This window comes from Bacillus sp. EKM206B (assembly GCF_011066015.1).
In the GTDB taxonomy this organism is placed as follows: Bacteria; Bacillota; Bacilli; order Bacillales; family Bacillaceae; genus Bacillus; species Bacillus velezensis.
On record NZ_JAAMNL010000003.1, the window covers coordinates 394,206 to 414,553 of the forward strand.

The 20,348-nt window shown below is 48.9% G+C and carries 18 protein-coding genes; 6 read left to right on the forward strand and 12 right to left on the reverse strand.

Annotation, left to right across the window (positions count from 1 at the left end; translation table 11 throughout):
* Window positions 1-5: 5 nt before the first annotated feature.
* From G9F50_RS08030 to G9F50_RS08045, 4 genes are all read right to left on the reverse strand, one after another.
* Window positions 6-779, reverse strand: a complete 774-nt coding sequence (locus G9F50_RS08030) for an electron transfer flavoprotein subunit beta/FixA family protein (RefSeq protein ID WP_007408121.1) — start codon at window positions 777-779, stop codon at window positions 6-8.
* 13 nt (window positions 780-792) lie between these two features.
* On the reverse strand, window positions 793-1,572 hold the full coding sequence (locus G9F50_RS08035) for an enoyl-CoA hydratase (RefSeq protein ID WP_060562701.1): 780 nt from the start codon (window positions 1,570-1,572) through the stop codon (window positions 793-795).
* A 14-nt stretch (window positions 1,573-1,586) separates the two neighbouring features.
* A complete protein-coding gene (locus G9F50_RS08040) occupies window positions 1,587-2,171 on the reverse strand; it encodes a fatty acid metabolism transcriptional regulator FadR (protein ID WP_007408119.1) in 585 nt (194 codons plus the stop codon).
* A gap of 88 nt (window positions 2,172-2,259) precedes the next feature.
* Window positions 2,260-3,948, reverse strand: coding sequence for an AMP-binding protein (locus G9F50_RS08045; protein ID WP_060562702.1), 1,689 nt, complete (start codon window positions 3,946-3,948; stop codon window positions 2,260-2,262).
* A gap of 105 nt (window positions 3,949-4,053) precedes the next feature.
* Between G9F50_RS08045 and G9F50_RS08050 the strand changes: the two genes are divergently transcribed.
* Window positions 4,054-4,728: a DUF2711 family protein gene (locus G9F50_RS08050; RefSeq protein ID WP_060562703.1), complete on the forward strand. Its 675-nt coding sequence runs from the start codon at window positions 4,054-4,056 to the stop codon at window positions 4,726-4,728.
* Window positions 4,729-4,866: 138 nt separating this feature from the next.
* Here G9F50_RS08050 and G9F50_RS08055 read toward each other — a convergent pair whose 3' ends face one another.
* From G9F50_RS08055 to zapA, 5 genes are all read right to left on the reverse strand, one after another.
* Window positions 4,867-5,271 carry a DUF350 domain-containing protein gene (locus G9F50_RS08055; protein ID WP_003152541.1) on the reverse strand — a complete coding sequence of 135 codons (405 nt, stop codon included), beginning with the start codon at window positions 5,269-5,271 and terminating at the stop codon, window positions 4,867-4,869.
* 16 nt (window positions 5,272-5,287) lie between these two features.
* Window positions 5,288-7,645: an endonuclease MutS2 gene (locus G9F50_RS08060; protein ID WP_060562704.1), complete on the reverse strand. Its 2,358-nt coding sequence runs from the start codon at window positions 7,643-7,645 to the stop codon at window positions 5,288-5,290.
* A 20-nt stretch (window positions 7,646-7,665) separates the two neighbouring features.
* Window positions 7,666-9,378 carry a DNA polymerase/3'-5' exonuclease PolX gene (gene polX / locus G9F50_RS08065; RefSeq protein ID WP_043021588.1) on the reverse strand — a complete coding sequence of 571 codons (1,713 nt, stop codon included), beginning with the start codon at window positions 9,376-9,378 and terminating at the stop codon, window positions 7,666-7,668.
* 105 nt (window positions 9,379-9,483) lie between these two features.
* Window positions 9,484-10,017, reverse strand: coding sequence for a CvpA family protein (locus G9F50_RS08070; RefSeq protein ID WP_007612958.1), 534 nt, complete (start codon window positions 10,015-10,017; stop codon window positions 9,484-9,486).
* Between the two features lie 7 nt (window positions 10,018-10,024).
* Window positions 10,025-10,282 carry a cell division protein ZapA gene (gene zapA, locus G9F50_RS08075; RefSeq protein WP_007408114.1) on the reverse strand — a complete coding sequence of 86 codons (258 nt, stop codon included), beginning with the start codon at window positions 10,280-10,282 and terminating at the stop codon, window positions 10,025-10,027.
* A 133-nt stretch (window positions 10,283-10,415) separates the two neighbouring features.
* Here zapA and rnhC point away from each other — a divergent pair, with 133 nt between their 5' ends.
* Window positions 10,416-11,357: a ribonuclease HIII gene (gene rnhC / locus G9F50_RS08080; RefSeq protein WP_060562705.1), complete on the forward strand. Its 942-nt coding sequence runs from the start codon at window positions 10,416-10,418 to the stop codon at window positions 11,355-11,357.
* A gap of 36 nt (window positions 11,358-11,393) precedes the next feature.
* Here rnhC and pheT read toward each other — a convergent pair whose 3' ends face one another.
* The 3 genes from pheT to G9F50_RS08095 form a co-directional block, all read right to left on the reverse strand.
* Complete coding sequence (gene pheT, locus G9F50_RS08085; protein ID WP_012118137.1) at window positions 11,394-13,808, reverse strand: phenylalanine--tRNA ligase subunit beta; 2,415 nt, start codon at window positions 13,806-13,808, stop codon at window positions 11,394-11,396.
* 13 nt (window positions 13,809-13,821) lie between these two features.
* Entirely contained in the window at window positions 13,822-14,856 is a 1,035-nt protein-coding gene (gene pheS / locus G9F50_RS08090; protein ID WP_003152530.1) for a phenylalanine--tRNA ligase subunit alpha, read from the reverse strand.
* A 361-nt stretch (window positions 14,857-15,217) separates the two neighbouring features.
* Window positions 15,218-15,964, reverse strand: coding sequence for a TrmH family RNA methyltransferase (locus G9F50_RS08095; protein WP_007408111.1), 747 nt, complete (start codon window positions 15,962-15,964; stop codon window positions 15,218-15,220).
* 119 nt (window positions 15,965-16,083) lie between these two features.
* Between G9F50_RS08095 and sspI the strand changes: the two genes are divergently transcribed.
* The 4 genes from sspI (at window position 16,084) to G9F50_RS08115 (ending at window position 20,283) form a co-directional block, all read left to right on the forward strand.
* A complete protein-coding gene (gene sspI / locus G9F50_RS08100) occupies window positions 16,084-16,299 on the forward strand; it encodes a small acid-soluble spore protein SspI (RefSeq protein WP_003152527.1) in 216 nt (71 codons plus the stop codon).
* A 61-nt stretch (window positions 16,300-16,360) separates the two neighbouring features.
* Window positions 16,361-17,446, forward strand: coding sequence for a CdaR family transcriptional regulator (locus G9F50_RS08105; protein ID WP_060562706.1), 1,086 nt, complete (start codon window positions 16,361-16,363; stop codon window positions 17,444-17,446).
* A gap of 99 nt (window positions 17,447-17,545) precedes the next feature.
* Window positions 17,546-18,958 carry a glycolate oxidase subunit GlcD gene (gene glcD, locus G9F50_RS08110; RefSeq protein WP_015417962.1) on the forward strand — a complete coding sequence of 471 codons (1,413 nt, stop codon included), beginning with the start codon at window positions 17,546-17,548 and terminating at the stop codon, window positions 18,956-18,958.
* Entirely contained in the window at window positions 18,955-20,283 is a 1,329-nt protein-coding gene (locus G9F50_RS08115) for a (Fe-S)-binding protein (RefSeq protein WP_060562707.1), read from the forward strand. Before glcD ends, G9F50_RS08115 begins: the two co-directional genes overlap by 4 nt.
* Window positions 20,284-20,348: the final 65 nt, after the last annotated feature.

Genomic DNA, 20,348 nt, shown 5'->3' on the forward strand with positions numbered 1-20,348 from the left:
TCGGTTTATACGACTTTGGCTTCTTTTCTCAGCAGTGACACAAGCTCTTTCGCCTGCTCAGCGGCTTCTCCTTCGATCAGTCTGCCCGCTTCTTTTTGCGGCGGCAGAAAACGTTCGATCGTTTTGAGCTTCGGTGCGGCATCATCTTCATCAATGTCGAGGTCATCGAGCTCAAGTTCTTCCAGCGGTTTTTTCTTCGCCTTCATAATGCCCGGAAGCGACGGATAGCGCGGCTCGTTTAAGCCTTGCTGTGCCGTGATGACTAAAGGAAGTGAGGTTTTAATGATTTCGGTATCCCCTTCATTGTCTTTCTCTGCCACAGCTTCATCGCCGCTGATTGTCAGTTTTGTGATCGTTGTGACGCAAGGAATGTTCAGCAGTTCGGCAAGCCTTGGAGCCACTTGGCCTGAACCGCCGTCAATCGCGACATTTCCGCCGAGAATCAGATCATATTCCCGGTCCTTGAAATAATGATATAAGATAGTTGAAATGGAGTATTGGTCAGGATCGCTCAGATCATCTTCAATATTGATTAACACCGCCTGGTCACAGCCCATCGCAAGGGCGGTTCTCAGTTCTTTCTCCGCATCTTCTCCGCCGACGGTTACGGCGGTAACGGTTCCGCCGTGCTCTTCCTTCAGCTGAATGGCTTCTTCAATGGCGTATTCATCATACGGATTAATGATAAATTCGGCCCCGTCCTCCTGAATCTTTCCTGCTTCAATGACGATTTTCTCTTCTGTGTCAAACGTCCGTTTCATCAGTACAAATAGATTCATAATCTTATCCCCTTTATCTTCGCCCACCGAATTGAGGCTTTCTTTTTTCGAGAAATGCCTGAATGCCTTCTTTTGCGTCATCTGTTGCAAATGCTTCCCCAAAACGCTTTGCTTCAAGCTTTAAGCCGCCGTCATAAGAATAGATCTTATTTGAATAAAGGAGCTCAAGCAGAGAAGCCATCGACTGCGGGCTTTTTTCCGCAAACTTGCCCGCGAGCGTTTTCGCCTTTTTCAGCAGCTCTTCCTCATGTTCGGCGCCTATCGTGACAAGCCCGAGGCTGAGCGCTTCTTCTCCGGACACAGGTTCTGAAGTGCCGATCATTTCAAGCGCTTTCGCCGTACCGACGTACCGGGGAAGCCGCTGCGTCCCGGCAAAGCCCGGAATAATGCCGAGATTCAGCTCGGGCAGGCCGAGCTTTGCATCTAATGTAGCGATTCTGATATGGCAGGCCATGGCTAGCTCAAGACCGCCTCCGAGCGCAGCGCCGTGAATCGCTGCGATAACGGGCTTCGGAAACCCTTCAATTCTTTCCATCAGCTGCTGGCCTTTATCCGCCATGGCAGAAGATTGCTCAAGATTTTCAAGCGACGTAAATTCCTTTATATCGGCGCCCGCCGAGAAAAATTTCCCCTCACCGCGAATGATGATGCTTCTGACGCTGTCATCTGTTTCACACCGGTCGAACAGACCGGACAACTCGTCTAAAACCGCACCGGACAGCGCGTTGGCCGGCTGATGATTAATGGTGATCACCGCAACAGATTGTTCTACCGCCATCGAAAGGCTGTTCATCCGTCAACCCCCCTTTAGTTTTGATGAATTCCTGACACCAACAGCTCCAATACCTTGTCTGACAAATCCGGAAGATCATATTTCTGATCGTTCATCACCCATGTTGTCACTGTTTCATCTATCGTCCCGAATATCATCTGCCGGGCGAGGCGGACGTCGAGATTGTCTTTCCATTCCCCCGACTTGATTCCTTCGGTCAAAATGGTGTCCAGCATGTTTAAATAACCTTTTAAAATATCATTGATTTTCAGGCGCAGCTTGATATTTGACTGTCTGAGCTCAAGCTGCGTCACAATCGCGAGGTGGCGGTCGTTGCCGAGCAGTGTGAAATGCTGCTTAATAACGAGGGCGAGTTTTTCTTTTGCCGTCGTTTTTTCTTTCACTTCTTCTTCCATGCGTTCAATGAACTGGCCCATCTTTTCTTTAAAAAGAGAAATGAGTATATCCTCTTTGTTTTTGAAATATAAATAGATGGTGCCGTCCGCAACGCCGGCCTGCTTGGCGATTTTGGACACCTGTGATTGGTGATAGCCGTTTTCCGCTATGACTTCTACTGCTGCATCAATAATCTGCATATACTTTGGCCGTTTTTGGTTCAATGTCATCGTTCCTTCCTTCGATAAATGAATGACTATTCATTCATAACTTCATGATAAAAAGGAATCCGGATTTTGTCAAGTTTTTCTTTTAAGGCACCTTGTTTTCACGGGAAGCATCTTCCTCTTCGACTAAACGCCTTCTTAATATTTTTCCGACGGCCGTTTTCGGAAGCTCTTTTCTGAATTCGTAAAGCTTCGGGACTTTGTACGGCGCAAGCCGCTCTCTTGCAAACGCATCAAGCTCATCGGCATCTGCCTCGGCGCCTTTTTTCAAAACGATAAATGCTTTCACCGTTTCCCCTCTGTAGGAATCAGGGACGCCCGCTACGACGATTTCCTGAACGGCTTCATGCTCATAAAGCGCCTCCTCCACCTCCCGGGGGTAAATGTTGTATCCGCCGGCAATGATGATGTCTTTTTTCCTGTCGGCGATGTAGAAAAATCCTTCCTCATCCATATATCCCATATCTCCGGTAAACAGCCAGCCGTCTCTGATGACACGCGCCGTCTCCTCCTGCTTATTCCAGTATCCTTTCATGATCTGAGGGCCTTTTACGATCAGCTCGCCGTGCTCATACGGCCCCGCAAGCCCGCCTTTTTCTTCTGAATAGATTCCGGCATCGGTATTGGGCCAGGGACAGCCGATGCTGCCGGGTTTATTTTTTCCCCAAATGAAGTTTGAATGGGTAACCGGTGATGCTTCGGATAATCCGTAGCCTTCCACAAGCTTTCCTCCGGTCACTTTTTCAAATTTCTGTTTGACCTCAACCGGCAGCGGCGCTGAACCGCTCGGACAGTTTTCAATGGAGGACAGATCATATTTATTCAGCTCCGGGTGATGCAACAGCCCGATGTAAATCGTCGGCGCCCCGGGAAAAACCGTCGGCTTCAGCCTGTCGATTGTTTTCAGGGTATCCAAAGGATTGAATTTGGGAAGAAGGATCATTTCACATCCCTGCATAATGGAAAAATTGAGCACGGCGGTCAATCCGTACACATGAAAAAAAGGCACGATGCCGAGCACCTTTTCGGCTCCCTTTTTCATTTTGTACATCCAGGCGGCGCACATTTCTGTATTGGCCTGAATGTTCCGGTGTGTGAGCATGACGCCTTTCGGATAGCCGGTTGTTCCGCCCGTGTATTGAAGCACGGCGATGTCATGCACAGGGTCAATATCAAATGGCTCCGCTTCCTCCGCTTTTTCGTTTTTTAAAATATCCGCTAATTTGTGAATTTGTTCGCATCCGTCATAATCAATATGAACCTGTTGTTTTTGCGTGAGCGTATACAGCATATTTTTCGGAAACGGCAAAAAATCTTTTATACTCGTTGTAATAATGCGTTCGACGAGTGATAACGTTTTCATTTTTATCACCTTCGGAAACAGCATATCAAGGGTGATGATCACGCGCGGCGCACTGTCTTTCAGCTGATACTCAAGCTCGTGTTCCGTGTAGAGAGGATTGGTCTGAACGACAATGCCGCCGGCAAACAATACACCGTAAAAAGCGATGACCGACTGCGGACAATTGGGCAGCATAATGGCGGCTCTGTCACCTTTTTTCAGGCCTGTTTTGCGTAAAAAAGCGGCTAGCTTTAACGAATCTGTGAGAACGTCCTGGAATGTGAGTTTTTTTCCGAGAAAATAAATGGCGGTATGGTTCGGGAATTGAGCTGCGGAGTTTGTCAGATTGGATGGCAGGGTTTGATCGGTAAATTCAAGCTCATGCGGAATCTCTTCGGGATATTGAGAAAGCCATGGCTTTTCAGACTGCATAATACCTCTCCCTTCTGTTTTCCTATACGCTATTATTATAGCAGAAGGGTGATTGGAATTGGAAAGCGTTTCATGTGAAATTTCGAGTTTCAGGAGGTGTTGAGCTTGCTGGAAACGCTGCATTTTGAAGAGGGAGTTCCTATCCTGCGCCAGCTGCCGAAGCCGTTTACGTCGGCCGCCTTTTTGCTCCATCCCTTTGTCCGGATGCCGGATGGGTGGAAAGAGCAAAAGCGCAAACGGCCTTATGAACATATGTATCCGAGTGATGAGGAGATCATCGCGATGGGCAGACCCGTTTCCTGGCAATCCGTCATGACCGTTTGCGGATTGCGCTCTGAAAAAGAGACAGCGCTTGCGCTTATGACTGCTGCCACGGCACTTCGGGATGAATATGCACATCCTGAATCCGCCAGGCTGTTTAATCGGCTTCATCCCGATCTGTACTTGCCGAGCGACGATGTCACTTCACCATTTTTAATACCGGGACTTTTGGATGTGTTCCGTTCAAAAGGCATAAAGCGCTGCACTTATTATGAGCCGGTCGAAGAGAAAGGCATATTTTCACTCAATCAAACGGCGGCTTCGGACGTATGCGGACTGCTGCGGGCTGACATGATCAATGTTGACGAAAAACGGCGCGCCGCTTTTATGAGCATATATGATTCTTTTACGACACTCTTTCTTATGGAAGATCAAGACATGCCGTCTGTCATCCGCGCCATGAGTTGGGAAGCCGGCATTTGCTCTGATAGGGCCTGCATAAACTGGTATTCTCAATAAAAAAGGCCGCCGATTTTAGTTCGGCAGCCTTTTTTCAGTATTAAGATGTCATGACCAGATAAATAAGTCCGATGAACAGAAAAATTCCCGCTGCCGACAGCAGCACTTTCGCAAGCTTCTCCATTTTTCCCCGTCCCCTTAAATCCCGGCGGCCACCACAAATGACAGGCCGACTGAGATGACAAATGAAATAAAGCCGACAGCTCTGTTATCTTTTTCAATTTCTTTATCAATTTTAAACCGGGGCGTCAGAAATTCAAAGATAAAATAGCTGATTAAAAGCATAATAAATCCGTATACGCCCCAGCCGATCATTTGCAAAAGCGAATTATGCTGGGCGATGCTGTGCTGAAAGACATTTGCGATACCGAGAATTTTCCCTCCGGTCGCCATTGCCACCGCAAGATTGCCTTTTTGGATTTCCACCCAGTTCTTATAGGATGTCACCAATTCAAACACGGTCAGAAAAATGACGAGACACAAGACGGCTACACTGTAATAAGCCGCGATTTCAACAAGCTCATTTTCCCAAAAAGCATTCATGACGTTTACTCCCTTTTTATTTTAGTTCGACAATCGTTACGCCTGATCCTCCTTCTCCCGCTTCCCCGAACCGCGAGCTTTTCACGCTGCGGTGGTTTTTCAGAAGATCCTGCACCCCTTTTCGGAGGGCGCCCGTGCCTTTTCCGTGAATGATGGACACTCTCGGATGGCCGGCAAGCACCGCGTCATCTAAATATTTTTCGACGCGGCTGAGGGCGTTTTCGTAACGCTCTCCCCTGAGGTCAAGTTCAAGGGATACGTGATAATCCTTCCCTTTTACGGCGGTGATTGCTTTTTCTTTTTTCGGTTCAGGAGCCGATTTGAGAAACTCAAGATCTTTTTCCTTCACCTTCATTTTGAGGATGCCGATTTGGACGTTCCATTCTTTCTCGCCGGTTTTCTCAAGCAGCGCCCCTTTTTGTCCGAATGTGAGCACCTTTACTTCATCGCCCGGCTTCAGCTCGCGTTTTTTCTCTGTTTTTCTTTCCGGCTGCTTTGATTTTTCAAAAGCCGGCATCGCGTCTCCGAGACGTTTTTTGGCGTCAATCAGCTCGTGTTCCTTAAAGGATCTGTGTTCTTGCTTGATGGACCTGAGCTCGCGGATAATCTGTTCTGCTTCATTTGCGGCGGCTTCCAGTTTTTCCGCAGCTTTCTGCTCGGCTTCTTCCATCATTTTATCTTTTTGGGCGTTCAGCTCAATGATTTGCTGCTGAAGATCTTTGTGCAGTTTTTCTGCTTCTTTTCTGATTGATTCGGTTTCAGAAAGCTCTTCATCCGCTCTTTTTTTGCTTTTTTCAAGCGATGCGATCATCAGATCGACTTCGTTATGTTCGGCGGTCATTTCTGACTTCGCCTGGCCGATGATATGCTCCGGAAGCCCAAGGCGTCTTGAGATTTCAAATGCGTTGCTTCGGCCCGGCACTCCGATCAGAAGCTTATAGGTAGGCGAAAGCGTTTCAATGTCAAATTCAACGCTGGCATTCATGACGCCTTGTCTGTTATATCCGTATGCTTTCAGTTCCGGATAATGGGTTGTCGCAAGCACTCTGGCGTTTGTCCGGTGAACTTCGTCAAGGATGCTCATGGCAAGCGCCGCTCCTTCCTGCGGATCTGTTCCGGCACCGAGTTCATCAAACAGCACAAGACTGTTTTCAGACACGTCTTTTAAAATATTGACGATATTGACCATGTGGGATGAGAACGTACTCAGACTTTGTTCGATCGACTGTTCATCGCCGATATCGGCAAACACATTGTCAAATACGGCTGCTTCCGATCCCTCATCAGCCGGTATGTGCAATCCCGCCTGCGCCATTATCGTCAGCAGCCCGAGTGTTTTTAACGTAACGGTTTTACCGCCCGTATTCGGTCCCGTGATAACGATCGTTGAATAATCTCCGCCCAGTTCAATATCGTTGGCCACGACTTGATCTTGGGGCAGCAGCGGATGGCGCGCTTTTTTAAGACGGATAAAGCCGTCTCCGTTCATAAGTGGTTTTGTCGCCTTCATTGCTTTTGCGTATCTCGCTTTGGCGAAAATGAAATCCAGTGTCTGCAGCACTTCCACATTTTGAGCGATTTCTTGTGTGTGTTCAGCCGTATGCTCCGTCAGCATCCGGAGAATCCGTTCGATTTCCTGTTTTTCTTTTACTTTCGCCTGCTGAAGCGAGTTGTTCATATCTACGATCGCCTGCGGTTCAATAAACAGTGTCGCACCGGATGAAGATGTATCGTGGACAATTCCGCCGTAGCTTGATCTGTATTCCTGTTTGACCGGGATGACAAAGCGGTCATTCCGAATCGTAACGATGGTGTCAGACAGCATTTTAGAAGCGGAAGATGAACGCAGCATCGATTCAAGCCGGTCTCTGACTCTTGATTCAAGCGTCCTGAGCTGCGTGCGGATTCCCCTTAAAGCGGGGGATGCATGATCAAGCACTTCGCCGTGATCATCAATGCAGGAGTTAATCTCCCTTTCCAAATCGCCCAATGTAATCAGTTCTTCTGCATGGGCCTGTATCAGCGGAATGCTGACGCCGTCTTCTGTCATTTGGCTGATAAAGTGCTTCATTTGTTTAACGGCATACAGCAGCCCGGACAATTCGGTGAATTCCGCGGGCGTCAGCACACTGCCAATTTCCGCCCGCCGTAAAGCGGATCTTATGTCGGTCAGGCCGCCGAACGGAGCATGGCCTCTCAAGCGCATGACCGCGGATGCTTCTTCGACTTCATCCAGCTGTTTTTGGATGTCTGAGAGATCCGTCAAAGGTTTCAGCTGTAGAAGCTTCTCCCGGCCGAGCGATGAGGCGGCATGTGCGGTAATCTGTTCTTTTACTTTATGAAATTCAAGTGATGATAACACTTTTTGCTGCACGGTTTTGTGATCCTCCTTACTTAATCATTGCGCGTCAGAAATGCTTTGACCTCGTGTAGCGGCCGGGCGTTTAACACATGTTTTGTCTCCGTCCACCCTTTGCGCGCAGCGGTCACGCCCGTTTTCATATCATCGAGCATCTCGATATTATGGGCATCGGTATTAATGACCAAAGTCACACCTTTTTCATTTGCTTTGATCAGATGCTCAGTCCGTAAATCGAGGCGCGCGGGGTTTGCATTCAGTTCAAGCGCCGTATTTGTTTTAGCGGCGAGTTCAATCAGCATGTCGATGTCGACTTCATAGCCGGCCCGTCTGCCGATCAGGCGTCCCGTCGGGTGGGCGATAATGTCCACGTGCTTATTCGTCAGCGCCTGTTCAAGCCGTTTCATAATGACATGCTCCGGCTGGCTGAAGCTTGAATGAATAGACGCGATGACAAGATCCATTTCCGACAGAACACTGTCATCATAATCGAGCGAACCGTCGGGGAGAATGTCCATTTCTACGCCTTTAAAAATATGAAAATTTTCAAATTCAGCATTTAACGCGTCAATTTCTTCCGCTTGTTTTTTGAGCCGTTCGGCCGTTAACCCGTTGGCTACCTTTAAATATTGGGAATGGTCGGTGATCGCCATGTATTGATAGCCTTTTGCCATACACGCTTCTGCCATTTCTCTGATGGAAAAAGCGCCGTCACTCCAGGCTGAGTGCATGTGGAGATCGCCTTTTATCGCTTTATGCTCCACAAGATCCGTTTCTTCCCGGTACGTGTCGACCTCCTGCCCGGTTTCTCTGAGCTCAGGAGGAATAAACGGCAGACCGAAGTGGGCGTAAAACGCTTCTTCGCTCGGGAATGTTTTAACGTCTCCCGTTTCTATGGTTTCTACTCCGTATTCACTGATCCGTTCACCGCGCTCTTTCGCCAGCTGGCGCATTTTAATGTTGTGATCTTTAGAACCGGTAAAATGATGCAGTGTGGTGGCAAACTGTTCCTCTGTCACAAGCCGGAAATCCACACTCGTCTCATATTCAAAGGTCAGGATGACTGATACTTTTGTATCCCCGCTCGCTATCACGTCTTTTACGTTCGGGAGGGAAAGAAGCTGTTCTCTGACAGCCTCCGGATGATCTGTAGCGATAATGTAATCGAGATCTTTTACAGTCTCCCGCGCTCTTCTAAGACTGCCGGCCCGGGAATATTTCTGAATATCCGTCAGCCGGGCCAAATGTTCTTCAATTACTGAAGCAATGCTGAGCGCATAGCCGATCGGAAACCGTTCCGGCTGTTTTCCGGCTTCTCCGAGAGCCTGGAGGATTTTCTCCTCCGTTTTTTTGCCGAAACCGGCGAGCCCCTGTACTTTTTGCTGCTCGCATGCTTCTTTCAGCGATTCCGCGTCATGAACGCCCAGTTCCTGATACAGCTTGGCGATTTTTTTGCCGCCGAGGCCCGGAAGCTTCAAAAGAGGAACCAAGCCTTCCGGAACTTCTTTCTGCAATTGGAGAAGCGTGCCGGACACACCTTCCTGCATATATTCACGAATGACGCCGTAGGTGCCTTTTCCGATTCCGGATAAAGACATCATGTCGTCGATTTCCGACAGGCTGCGGTCATCCTGCTCAAGCGCCGCTGCCGCTTTTCGGAAGGCTGATATTTTAAACGGGTTGTCCCCTTTCAGTTCCATATAGACCGCAATCGTTTCAAGCAGCCTGATGATATCTTTTTTATGCATACTGTTAACCCCCAGTCGTTTCCTGCTTTTCATCATACAAATTTTTCTCCTCCGGCACAACTGACGCAGAGCTTGAAAAAAACTTCTCCGGTCAAGAGAAGTTTTTTATGCCCCGTACTGGGCCCACAGTTCTTGCAGGAGCCCTGACAGATACGGCGTATGATGTGTGATGATATTTGCAAGCGTCGATTGTGCGAGCATATCCTGAAGCGCGCTTACTGGCAGTACGGATGCGACGTATAACAGGATAAACGCAAATAAATAGACTTCCAGAAACCCAAGCACCCCGCCCAGCAGTTTGTTGATCTGTTTAATGACCGGAATGCTGGCGATGATATTAAGCGCCGCTCCGATAATCCGGAGCAGAATCTTTGCAATGATAAACAAAATGACAAACGCGATCGCGTTGTAATAAGCCGTCTCTACGTTTCCTTTAATAAAAGACAGAGCCGCCTGCCCGCCGGAAAAATCAGGCGCGGGTATAAAGCTCAGATGCGGGGCCAGATTTTTGTAAAAAAGCGCCGCAAACGCAATCGAGAGGATGAAACTCGTTAAATATATAAATTGGAGGATAAATCCTCTTTTTAATCCAAGCAATGTGCCCATTAAGAGCAAAACTAAGATGATGATATCTATCATATGGTGTTCATTCCTTTTCTTTAAGCTGCCGCTCCAGTATTTCATATTTTTCTTGCAGTTTCATATAATCATGCACGACATTGACCGCAGTCAATACAGCGAGCTTATTTATATCAAGATATGGATTTTTCTCGTTGATTTCTCTCATTTTATCATCAACCACTCCGGCCACATGGCGCATGTGCGCTTTGCTTTCTTCCCCGATAATGGTGAAGTGCTGGCCGTAAATGTTTACTGTCGTTTTGGTTTTTTTGCCGTCAGACAACGTTTCTCCTCCATTCCGTGAGAATCCTAGTTCCTATCATACCACGATTATCGTTTGAATGGAAAGACGAGCCTCGGGCTGTTATGATACACTGGTATATACAGTGAAAAGTGCCAAAAAAGGAGATTATATCGTGTCCCATTCTGTTATAAAAGTATCCGCTTCCGCTATGGAACAAATGAAACAATCCTATGCCGGCTCCCTTACTCCCGCCGTTCCGCAGGGCGCCGTCTTCCAGGCCAAGCCTCTGGGCTGTACCATTACAGCCTACCGCTCGGGCAAGGTTCTCTTTCAAGGAAAAAACGCCGGCACAGAAGCGGCCCGCTGGGGAACGGCTGAGGCGCCGAAAGCAAAGAAAACCGTCAAAAAAGCGGCCGATCCGCTCTACGCTCCCCCGGCGGGCATTGCCTCCATGTCAGTAATCGGCTCTGATGAAGTCGGAACAGGCGATTACTTCGGGCCGATAACGGTTGCCTGCGCCTACGCCGACAAAACAAAGCTTTCTTTAATGAAAGAACTCGGTGTGAAGGATTCGAAGGATTTAAAAGATCCGCAGATTATTGAAATCGCCAAACTGTTAATTAAAACTATTCCTTACAGCCTGCTTGTGTTAAAAAACGAAAAATACAATCAGATGCAGGAAAAAGGCATGAGCCAAGGAAAAATGAAGGCGCTCCTTCATAATCAGGCGATTTCCAATCTGCTGAGAAAAATGAACGGCGTTAAACCGGAAGCGATTCTGATTGACCAATTCGCAGAGCCCGGCATTTATTTTAAGCATCTTTCCGGACGGGATATCGTAAAAGAAAAAACGTTTTTCAGCACGAAAGCGGAAAGCATACATCTTTCCGTCGCCGCAGCCTCTATTATTGCGCGATATTCTTTCTTAATTGAAATGGATAAGCTTTCCCGAGAGGCTGGGATGACGATTCCGAAAGGCGCGGGGCCCCACGTCGATGAAGCTGCCGCCAAGCTGATCATCAATAAGGGAGAAGGTGCGCTCAGAACGTTCACCAAACTTCATTTTGCCAATACGCAAAAAGCGAAACGCCTTGTTGAACGGAAGCGGTCATAATAAAAAAGCTTGCAGAGTGATCTGCAAGCTTTTTCTTTATCCTCTTAATACGGCCTGATACGTTTCTTCCAGCGCTTTCAGCACGTTTTCATGTACTTTTGTCACTTCTTCTTCTGTCAATGTTTGTTCAGGGTTAACATATTGGAGCGAGAAGGCGACGGATTTTTTGCCTTCTTCCATATGCTCACCTTCGTACACATCAAATACGGTGACTTCTTTCAGCAGCGCGCCGCCGGCTTCTTTGATCACGGCTTCGAGCTGTCCGCTTGTAACGGTTTTATCTGCCACAAGCGCAATATCGCGCGTGACGGACGGGTACTTCGGAATCGGCGTATACACGACAGGTTCTGTTTCCTCGGTCAGAAGCGCGTGCAGATCAAGCTCGAACACATACGTTTCTTTGATATCCAGCTCTTTTTCCATTGCCGGATGCACCTGGCCGATAAATCCGGCAAGCGAACCGTTCAATAGAATGTTTGCCGTCCGGCCGGGATGCATGTTTTTGCGTTCTGACTGGACAAATTCAACACGGTCTGACACATTCAATTGATGCAGCAGGCCTTCAACGATTCCTTTGGCGACGAAGAAATCAACCGGCTTTTTCTCACCCTGCCATAAATTTTTGCGCCACAATCCGGTTACAGCTCCGGCAACCCGTTCTTTTTCAACCGGTTTTGTGTTTTCTTCTTTCGTCAGAAATACAGAACCCGTTTCATATAAAGCAACGGAATCAGTCTGTCTGGCCAGATTGTATGAAACGGCTTCAAGAAGATTCGGCACGAGGCTGTGTCTGAGAATGCTTCTTTCTTCGCTCATCGGCAGAGCAAGCATCGTGTTGAATGATTTTTCGATCGCAAAAGCGGCCGCTTTTTTATCATTCGTTAATGAATAAGTGGTCGCTTGTGAAAGACCCGCTCCTTCAAGGAAACGTCTCACTTTCCGGCGTTTTGCCTGATACGGTGTCAAGCCGCCTGTCGTGCCGGCCGTTTCCGGAAGCGTGGACGGAATATTGTCATACCCGTACAATCTCGCCGCTTCTTCAATCAGGTCTTCTTCTATTCTAATATCTCCGCGGCGCGACGGCACCGTTACGACGAGAACGTCTTCAGCTTCACCGACTGCAAACCCGAGGCGCTTGTAAATGCTGATGATTTCTTCTTTAGCGATTGTCATGCCGAGCACGGCGTTCACTTTTTCAACAGACACGTGAATATTGTTTGCTTCGATTTTCAGATGGTTTTCTTCAACCGTGCCTGAGAGCACTTCTCCGCCGGCATATGCCTGAATGAGACTGCAGGCCCGTTCAGCCGCCAGCAAAACGCGTGCCGGATCAATGCCTTTTTCATATCTGGCGCTCGCTTCGCTTCTCAATCCGAGGTCTCTCGACGCTTTGCGGACGGTCTGTCCGTCGAAATAAGCGGCCTCCAGTAAAATCGCAGTGGTGTCTTCACGGACTTCAGACTCAGCTCCGCCCATGACTCCCGCAACGGCTTGCGCTTTTTTTCCGTTTGTGATGACCAAATGGCTGCTTGACAGCTTGCGCTCTTGTTCATCCAGCGTTACGATGGTTTCGTTTTCCGCCGCTTTTCTGACGACGACCTCTTTTGAACCGAACCGGTCGTAATCGAAAGCGTGAAGCGGCTGTCCGTACTCAAGGAGGACGAAGTTTGTAATGTCCACGACGTTATTATGCGGGCGGATGCCTGCATTCATCAGCTTCGTCTGCATCCATAGCGGAGACGGGCCGATTTTGACGTTTTTAATGATTTTTGCGGCATAATGCGGATTGGCCTGCGTATCTTCAACCTTAACGGAAACAGCATCCGCCGCTTTTTCTGCCGCTTTTTCATATGAAGCCTCCGGAAGCTTTACCTCTGCGCCGAGGATAGCCGCAACTTCATAAGCCACGCCAAGCATGTTCATCGCGTCGGCGCGGTTCGGCGTTAAGCCCAATTCTAAAATCGCATCATCAAGCTGAAGGGCCGCCATTGCGTCAGCTCCCGTTTCAGCATCATTCGGAAAAACGAAAATGCCTTCCGCATATTCTTTCGCCACGAGCTTGCTTTCAATGCCGAGCTCCTGAAGGGAACAGATCATGCCGTGAGACGCTTCGCCGCGCAGCTTGGCTTTTTTAATCTTGAAATTGCCGGGAAGCACGGCTCCGACCGTTGCAACGGCAACCTTCTGTCCTTTATCAACATTCGGGGCGCCGCAGATAATCTGCACGGGTTCCTCCGCACCGATATCAACAAGGCATTTGTTGAGTTTGTCGGCATTCGGGTGCTGTTCGCGCTCAAGCACGTGTCCGATGACAACGCCTTTTACGCCCTCCCCTTTATACTCGATACCCTCAACTTCAATACCGGCTCTCGTAATTTTTTCTGCAAGCACGGCCGGGTCGATTCCCTGCAAGTCAACGTAATCTTCTAACCATTTATAAGAAACAAACATGTGTATCCTCCTCTTACGCCTGTTTAAACTGCGAAATGAATCTGACATCATTGGTATAGAAATGGCGGATATCTTCAATGCCGTATTTCAGCATCGCGATACGTTCCACACCCATTCCGAAAGCAAAACCCTGGTATTCCTCAGGATTGAATCCAGCCATCTTCAGCACGTTCGGGTGAACCATGCCGGCGCCGAGAATTTCGATCCAGCCTGTTTTTTTGCAGACGGAGCAGCCTTGTCCGCCGCACTTAAAGCAGGTCACATCCACCTCGACAGAAGGCTCTGTGAATGGGAAAAAGCTCGGACGGAGCCTGATTTCACGGTCTTGGCCGAACATTTTTTTGGCGACCAATTCAAGCGTGCCTTTCAGGTCGCTCATGCTGATTTTGCGGTCCACGACGAGACCCTCGATCTGCATGAACTGATGGGAATGTGTCGCGTCATCGTTGTCGCGGCGATACACTTTACCGGGACAAATGATTTTGACGGGGCCTTTTCCTTTATGCTTTTCCATCGTGCGCGTCTGCACCGGTGACGTCTGCGTTCTCATCAGCATTTCTTCTGTAATGTAAAAGCTGTCCTGCATGTCGCGGGCCGGATGTTCCTTCGGCAGGTTCAGCGCCTCAAAGTTGTAATAATCCGTTTCCACTTCAGGGCCTTCTTCGACGGTATATCCCATGCCGATAAATAAATCTTCAATTTCTTCAATAACGACCGTCAGCGGATGGCGCCCGCCGATGTTTACCTGACTGCCCGGCAATGTGACGTCAATCGTCTGGCTGCTGAGTTTTTTATTCATCTCTTCTTGTTCAAGCTGTTCATTTTTCGCCGTAATGGCTGCTGCAATGCGCTCTCTCACTTCATTGGCGAGCGCTCCCATTTTCGGGCGCTCTTCGGCGGACAGTTTGCCCATGCCGCGGAGAACTTCTGTAATCGGCCCTTTTTTTCCGAGATATTGCACCCGAATGTCGTTAACTTCTTTTAATGAACCCGCCGCTTCTACTTTTTCTGCAGCTTCCAGTTCAAGCTGTTTAAGCTTCTCTTCCATCATGCATCCTCCTTTTATGTAAACCAAACCGTTCTATGCCTTTTTCAGAAAACAAAAAAACCCGCCCCTTGAGAGAAGGGACGAGTTGTGGCCGCGGTACCACCCTTTTTAAGGCAGACTTCATCTGCCGACAGCTTCATTGACATAACGGAAACGATCGTTCCGGTTCACCTTTACGCGCGTTTGGCGCGGTCCCGGTGACAACTCGAGAGGTGAAAATCAATTTTTGTGCTGCGATAAAAATGCTTTCAGTCAGCGGCATTTTCTCCCTGGAAGGCAGTGTGTGCAAAAATTGACGTCCTCTGTCACGGTTTTTACATTATTGCTATCTATTATAGTGAAATCCAAGGCTTTTCGCAACCTATCCTCTGAGATGATAAACGAGGATGGCGGCCGCTACCGCTACATTCAGCGATTCCGCCTGTCCATACAGCGGAACGTACAGGTTGAGATCCGTTTTTTGCAGAAGGCCGGCGTCCACTCCCGCCCCCTCGTTCCCGACGATTAACGCGAACGATTCTTCAGGCTTCACGCTTTGATAAGCCGCACCGTTTTCAAGCGCCGTGCCGTAGATCGCGACGCCTTGTGATTTCAGCTCAGCGGTAAACTCATCAAGCGGACGTTTCAAAATGGGAATATGAAAATGAGAACCTTGTGCTGAACGCAGCGTTTTTCCATTGTACGGGTCTGCTGTTCCCTCACCAAGGACAACGGCGTCGATTCCCGCCGCATCTGCCGTTCTGATCATTGTTCCTAAATTCCCCGGGTCCTGCACGGCATCAATCAGAAGCAGCCGCTTCAGCTGATCAGGCTGCTTATCCGGCATATGGCAGACCGCGGCGATCCGCTGCGGCGTTTCTGTTTCCGTCACGGCTGAAAACGCGTCTTCGCTCAGCACGTAGCACGGAATGCTCATGTCCAGATCGGCCGGGATGGCGCTCTCATCGTTTACGAGAATTTCTTTTACCGTTCCCTTTGATTTGAGTGCTTCTTCTGCCAGATGCTCTCCTTCTATCAGAAATGTATTCGTTTTAAGTCTCTCTTTTTTTGTGTGAAGTTTTTTCCAGTCCTTCACTTTTTGGTTTTTTGCAGAGTCGATTCGTTTCACTTTATGTCTGTGCTCTCCTTTTTTCATGCATGTTGTTATTATATCTTAAGAACAGCACATAATAAACCGCGTGCGCGGTAAGAATATGCGTATCACATTCAGAAAAAGGAGCGGTTGTAATGGATCTAAATTTACGCAACGCCGTTATTGCCAATGTAACCGGCAATAACCAGGATCAGCTGGAGCATACTATCGTTGACGCCATCCAAAGCGGTGAAGAAAAAATGCTTCCGGGCCTCGGCGTCTTATTCGAAGTTCTTTGGCAGCATGCGTCGGACTCAGAAAAAAATGAAATGCTCAAAACACTTGAAGGCGGATTAAAACCTGCGCAATAAGCATGAACCGGGTGATGGGACACCCGGTTTTTTTTGTATAATAATGGCGAGGGGGATCGCCATGCAGTTACAGCCGGAACTGGCAAAGAAATTGATTGCCGAAGTCAAACATATGTACAGCCGCGAAGTGATTATTGCCGATACAAAAGGCATGATCATCGCGGGCACCAACGAGGCGCGCGCCGGATGGTTTCATGAAGGCGCACTGATCTGCGCGCGCGAAAAACGGAATGTCATCATTACGAAAGAAGATGAAAAACGGCTCGAGGGCGTAAAAGCAGGACTGAACCTCCCCGTTTTTTCAGGCCATGAAGTGATCGGAGTATTCGGCCTGACAGGAGACCCTGACGATATCCTGCCTTTCGGAGAATTGCTCAGAAAAATGACGGAGCTGTTTATTAAAGAAACGCGCCATATGGAAGAAGCGCAGTGGCGTGCGAGAATGCTTGAATCCTTTATGGTTGATTGGCTGCAGCTGAAAGAATGGTCTCCGGGCTTTTTAGAAAAAGCAAAGCTCATCGGCGCAGACCTTCATGCATACCGCCGGATCATACTCATTCAAGGCCGTTATGAGCAATATAAAGCGGAGGAGCTCGGGCGGCTCTGGCAGTACGAATGCCCTGAAGACCTGTTTGTCCGCTGGGGAAATGAACGCATTCTCATTAATCATGAAGCAAATTCGGCTTCCAAAACACAGCTCATTAAAAAGATCGGCGCCGTTTTTGGGCAGCCTGTCACCGCCGGCATCGGACGGATCGTTCCGGGAGAGCGCCTCACGGAATCATACGAACAGGCAGATAAAGCACTTTCAGCCGGAATCGGTGACAAGCAGGCCGTCTTTGAAGAAGATTTAAAACTGGATATGTGTCTTGCCGATATCACACCCCGCACGAGGTCGGAATTTTCACGGCGGGTTCTCGAGCATGTACTCGGCCGGGAAGAACTTCTGGATACGCTGCGCGCCTTTTTCGGCCGGCAATTATCGTTAAAGCGCACCGCCGACGATATGCATATTCATATCAACACATTGCGCTACCGTCTTTCCAAACTGGAATCACTGACAAATATGAAGCTGGACCGCCCTGAAGACATAACGGCTTTTTATTTGGCGCTGCGCTTTTTAGATCAACATACAAAAAGCACGTAATCATATCATCATTTTTCATATGTTTCTCCATAGTATGCGGAATCGTTTTTCTTTACAATTAAATGAAAACGCTTTTCTTATCAGGGAGGTTGGGAGAACATGATTTCACGAGAGGCAAAAGAAGCGTTCATCCGGACGGTCGGGAAGGAGAATTATGATGATTCGGCGGCGGGCCGTCTTGTGTATTCTTATGATGCGGCTCCTCAGCTGCAAGCCATGCCGGATGCGGTAATCGCCCCCCGCAGCGCGGATGACGTGTCCCGTATATTAACGATTTGCAGCAGGCATGACATTCCGATCGTGCCGAGGGGTTCAGGCACAAACTTATGCGGCGGCACATGTCCGTCTGAAGGCGGGCTTGTGCTTTTATTCAAACATATGAACCGCATTCTAGAAATCGATGAAGAAAATTTGACGGCAACCGTCCAGCCGGGCGTGATTACGCAAGATATGATCCGTGCGGTTGAACAAAAAGGTTTATTTTATCCGCCTGATCCGAGCAGCATGAAAATATCGACAATCGGCGGGAATATTAATGAAAATTCCGGCGGGCTGCGCGGTTTGAAGTACGGCGTCACCCGGGATTATGTCCTCGGCCTTGAAGCCGTATTGGCTTCAGGCGATATCATCCGCACAGGAGGAAAGCTGACAAAGGATGTCGCCGGTTATGATCTGACCCGGCTTTTCGTCGGATCAGAAGGGACGCTCGGCGTTGTGACGGAAGCGACTTTAAAGCTGGTTCCGAAGCCGGAAACGAAAAAAACGCTGCTTGCACTCTATGAACATATTGAAGCGGCTGCGGAATCGGTTTCTGCCATCATCGCTGAAAAAATCATTCCGGCGACACTCGAATTTCTGGATCAGCCGACACTGCAGGTCATTGAAGATTACGCCAAGATCGGGCTTCCGACCGACGCAAAAGCGGTGCTGCTGATCGAACAGGACGGTGACATCGACACGGTCAGACGAGATATGGAAAAAATCGAAGCGATTTGTAAAAACGGAGCCGCCGTATCCGTCCAAACGGCTGAAACCGAGGAAGAGGCATTCGCGCTTACAGAGGCCAGACGGTCCGCATTATCAGCCCTTGCCCGGCTGAAACCGACAACGATTCTGGAAGATGCGACCGTGCCGAGATCACAAATTGCGAGCATGGTCAAAGCCATTAACGAGATTGCAGAAACATACGGCCTGTCCATCTGCACATTCGGCCATGCCGGAGACGGCAACCTCCATCCGACGTGCACCACCGATATCCGAAATACAGAGGAAATGGAACGTGTCGAAAAAGCTTTTGCCGCCATTTTTGAAAAAGCGATTGAGCTGGGCGGGACGATAACAGGTGAACACGGGGTCGGCATCGTAAAAGCGCCGTATTTAGAAATGAAACTGAAAACAGAAGGCATCACCGCCATGAAAGCGATCAAACAAGCGCTTGATCCCCAAAATCTGCTGAATCCGGGAAAAATATTCGCCAATTCATCAAGGAAACGCGTGGTGGTGATGAAATGACAACGGCTAAAGAGCAGCAACAAATTCAAACAGAATTCAAAAACCGCATGGATGAAGGTGAATTGCTGAACTGTATGCGCTGCGGCTTCTGCCTTCCTTCCTGTCCGACCTATATTGAATCGGGATTTCAAGAATCCCATTCGCCGCGCGGCCGGATCGCCCTGATGAAAGCCGTCACTGACGGACTGATCGAGCCGGATGAAGATGTCGAGCGCTCACTTTCGCTGTGTCTCGGATGCCGGGCATGCGAGCCCGTTTGTCCGGCAGGGGTCAATTACGGACAGCTGCTTGAAGAAGCGAGGGATATCATTCATCAAAATAAAAAACATAAGCCGGGCGTGCGCCTCTTGCGGAAAGCCGCCTTCACCGGGCTTTTCCCTCATCAAAACCGCATGCAGACAGCCGTGAATCTTCTCGGAATATACCAAAGATCGGGACTGCAGACCGCCGTCAGAAAAACCGGTATGCTGCGCGTTTTGCCTGAACATCTGCGCACAATGGAACAAGTGCTCCCGCCCGCCCCGAAACGGAAAGACATGAAGGAAAGGCCGCGTTTTCTTCCTGCCGCGGGTCTCGTCCAAAAACGGGCCGCTTTTTTCTCGGGCTGCTTAATGGATACGATGTTTTTAGCGACAAATCATGCGACAACGGCGCTTTTACAGGCGGCCGGGTGTGAAATCGCGGTTCCGGACGGCCAGGCGTGCTGCGGCGCGCTTCACGGGCACAGCGGAGAAAAAGAGATGGGAAAAGAACTGGCCAAGCGGAATATCGCGGCTTTTGAGGCGCTTGACGCTGATTATATCATTACAAACGCCGGCGGATGCGGCGCCTTTCTTCAGGAATATCCGCATTTACTGAAAGATGAACCTGGATGGGCGGAACGTGCCGAACAATTCGTCCGGAAGCTCAAAGACTTTTCATCCGTACTGGTTGATCTGAAGTTCCATCAAAAAAACCTGCGGGCGCAGTCTCCTCATATCGTCACATATCAGGACTCCTGCCATCTTCGCAATGTGATGCATACGTCCGAGGAACCGCGCACGCTTTTGAAAAGCATTAAAGGGGCTGAGTACAGAGAAATGGAAAAGGCCGACAGTTGCTGCGGGTCGGCGGGAATTTATAATATAACAGAGTCAGAGATGTCTATGAAAATATTAGACAGTAAGATGAAAGCCGCCGGAAAAACGGAGGCGGCCGTCATCGTGACAGCCAATCCCGGATGCCTTCTGCAAATGCAACTCGGCATTTTACGCGAAGGATTAACAGGCCGTGTCCGCGCGGTTCATTTGGCGGATTACCTTTTGGAAGCGGCGGATTTGTCATAAGATGAAAGCAGAGAGACCGATCGGCTCTCTGCTTTTTTATGATGCTGCAATGTTCGGACGGCCGC

What these genes read in the sequence shown, in the direction of transcription:
- G9F50_RS08030 (WP_007408121.1), bottom strand. Translation starts at nt 779, where the DNA reads ATGAATCTATTTGTACTGATGAAACGGACGTTTGACACAGAAGAGAAA.
- pheS (WP_003152530.1), bottom strand. Translation starts at nt 14,856, where the DNA reads ATGGAAGAGAAGCTTAAACAGCTTGAACTGGAAGCTGCAGAAAAAGTA.
- pheT (WP_012118137.1), bottom strand. Translation starts at nt 13,808, where the DNA reads ATGTTTGTTTCTTATAAATGGTTAGAAGATTACGTTGACTTGCAGGGA.
- polX (WP_043021588.1), bottom strand. Translation starts at nt 9,378, where the DNA reads ATGCATAAAAAAGATATCATCAGGCTGCTTGAAACGATTGCGGTCTAT.
- G9F50_RS08070 (WP_007612958.1), bottom strand. Translation starts at nt 10,017, where the DNA reads ATGATAGATATCATCATCTTAGTTTTGCTCTTAATGGGCACATTGCTT.
- glcD (WP_015417962.1), top strand. Translation starts at nt 17,546, where the DNA reads ATGATTTCACGAGAGGCAAAAGAAGCGTTCATCCGGACGGTCGGGAAG.
- G9F50_RS08035 (WP_060562701.1), bottom strand. Translation starts at nt 1,572, where the DNA reads ATGAACAGCCTTTCGATGGCGGTAGAACAATCTGTTGCGGTGATCACC.
- G9F50_RS08115 (WP_060562707.1), top strand. Translation starts at nt 18,955, where the DNA reads ATGACAACGGCTAAAGAGCAGCAACAAATTCAAACAGAATTCAAAAAC.
- G9F50_RS08045 (WP_060562702.1), bottom strand. Translation starts at nt 3,948, where the DNA reads ATGCAGTCTGAAAAGCCATGGCTTTCTCAATATCCCGAAGAGATTCCG.
- sspI (WP_003152527.1), top strand. Translation starts at nt 16,084, where the DNA reads ATGGATCTAAATTTACGCAACGCCGTTATTGCCAATGTAACCGGCAAT.
- G9F50_RS08105 (WP_060562706.1), top strand. Translation starts at nt 16,361, where the DNA reads ATGCAGTTACAGCCGGAACTGGCAAAGAAATTGATTGCCGAAGTCAAA.
- G9F50_RS08055 (WP_003152541.1), bottom strand. Translation starts at nt 5,271, where the DNA reads ATGAATGCTTTTTGGGAAAATGAGCTTGTTGAAATCGCGGCTTATTAC.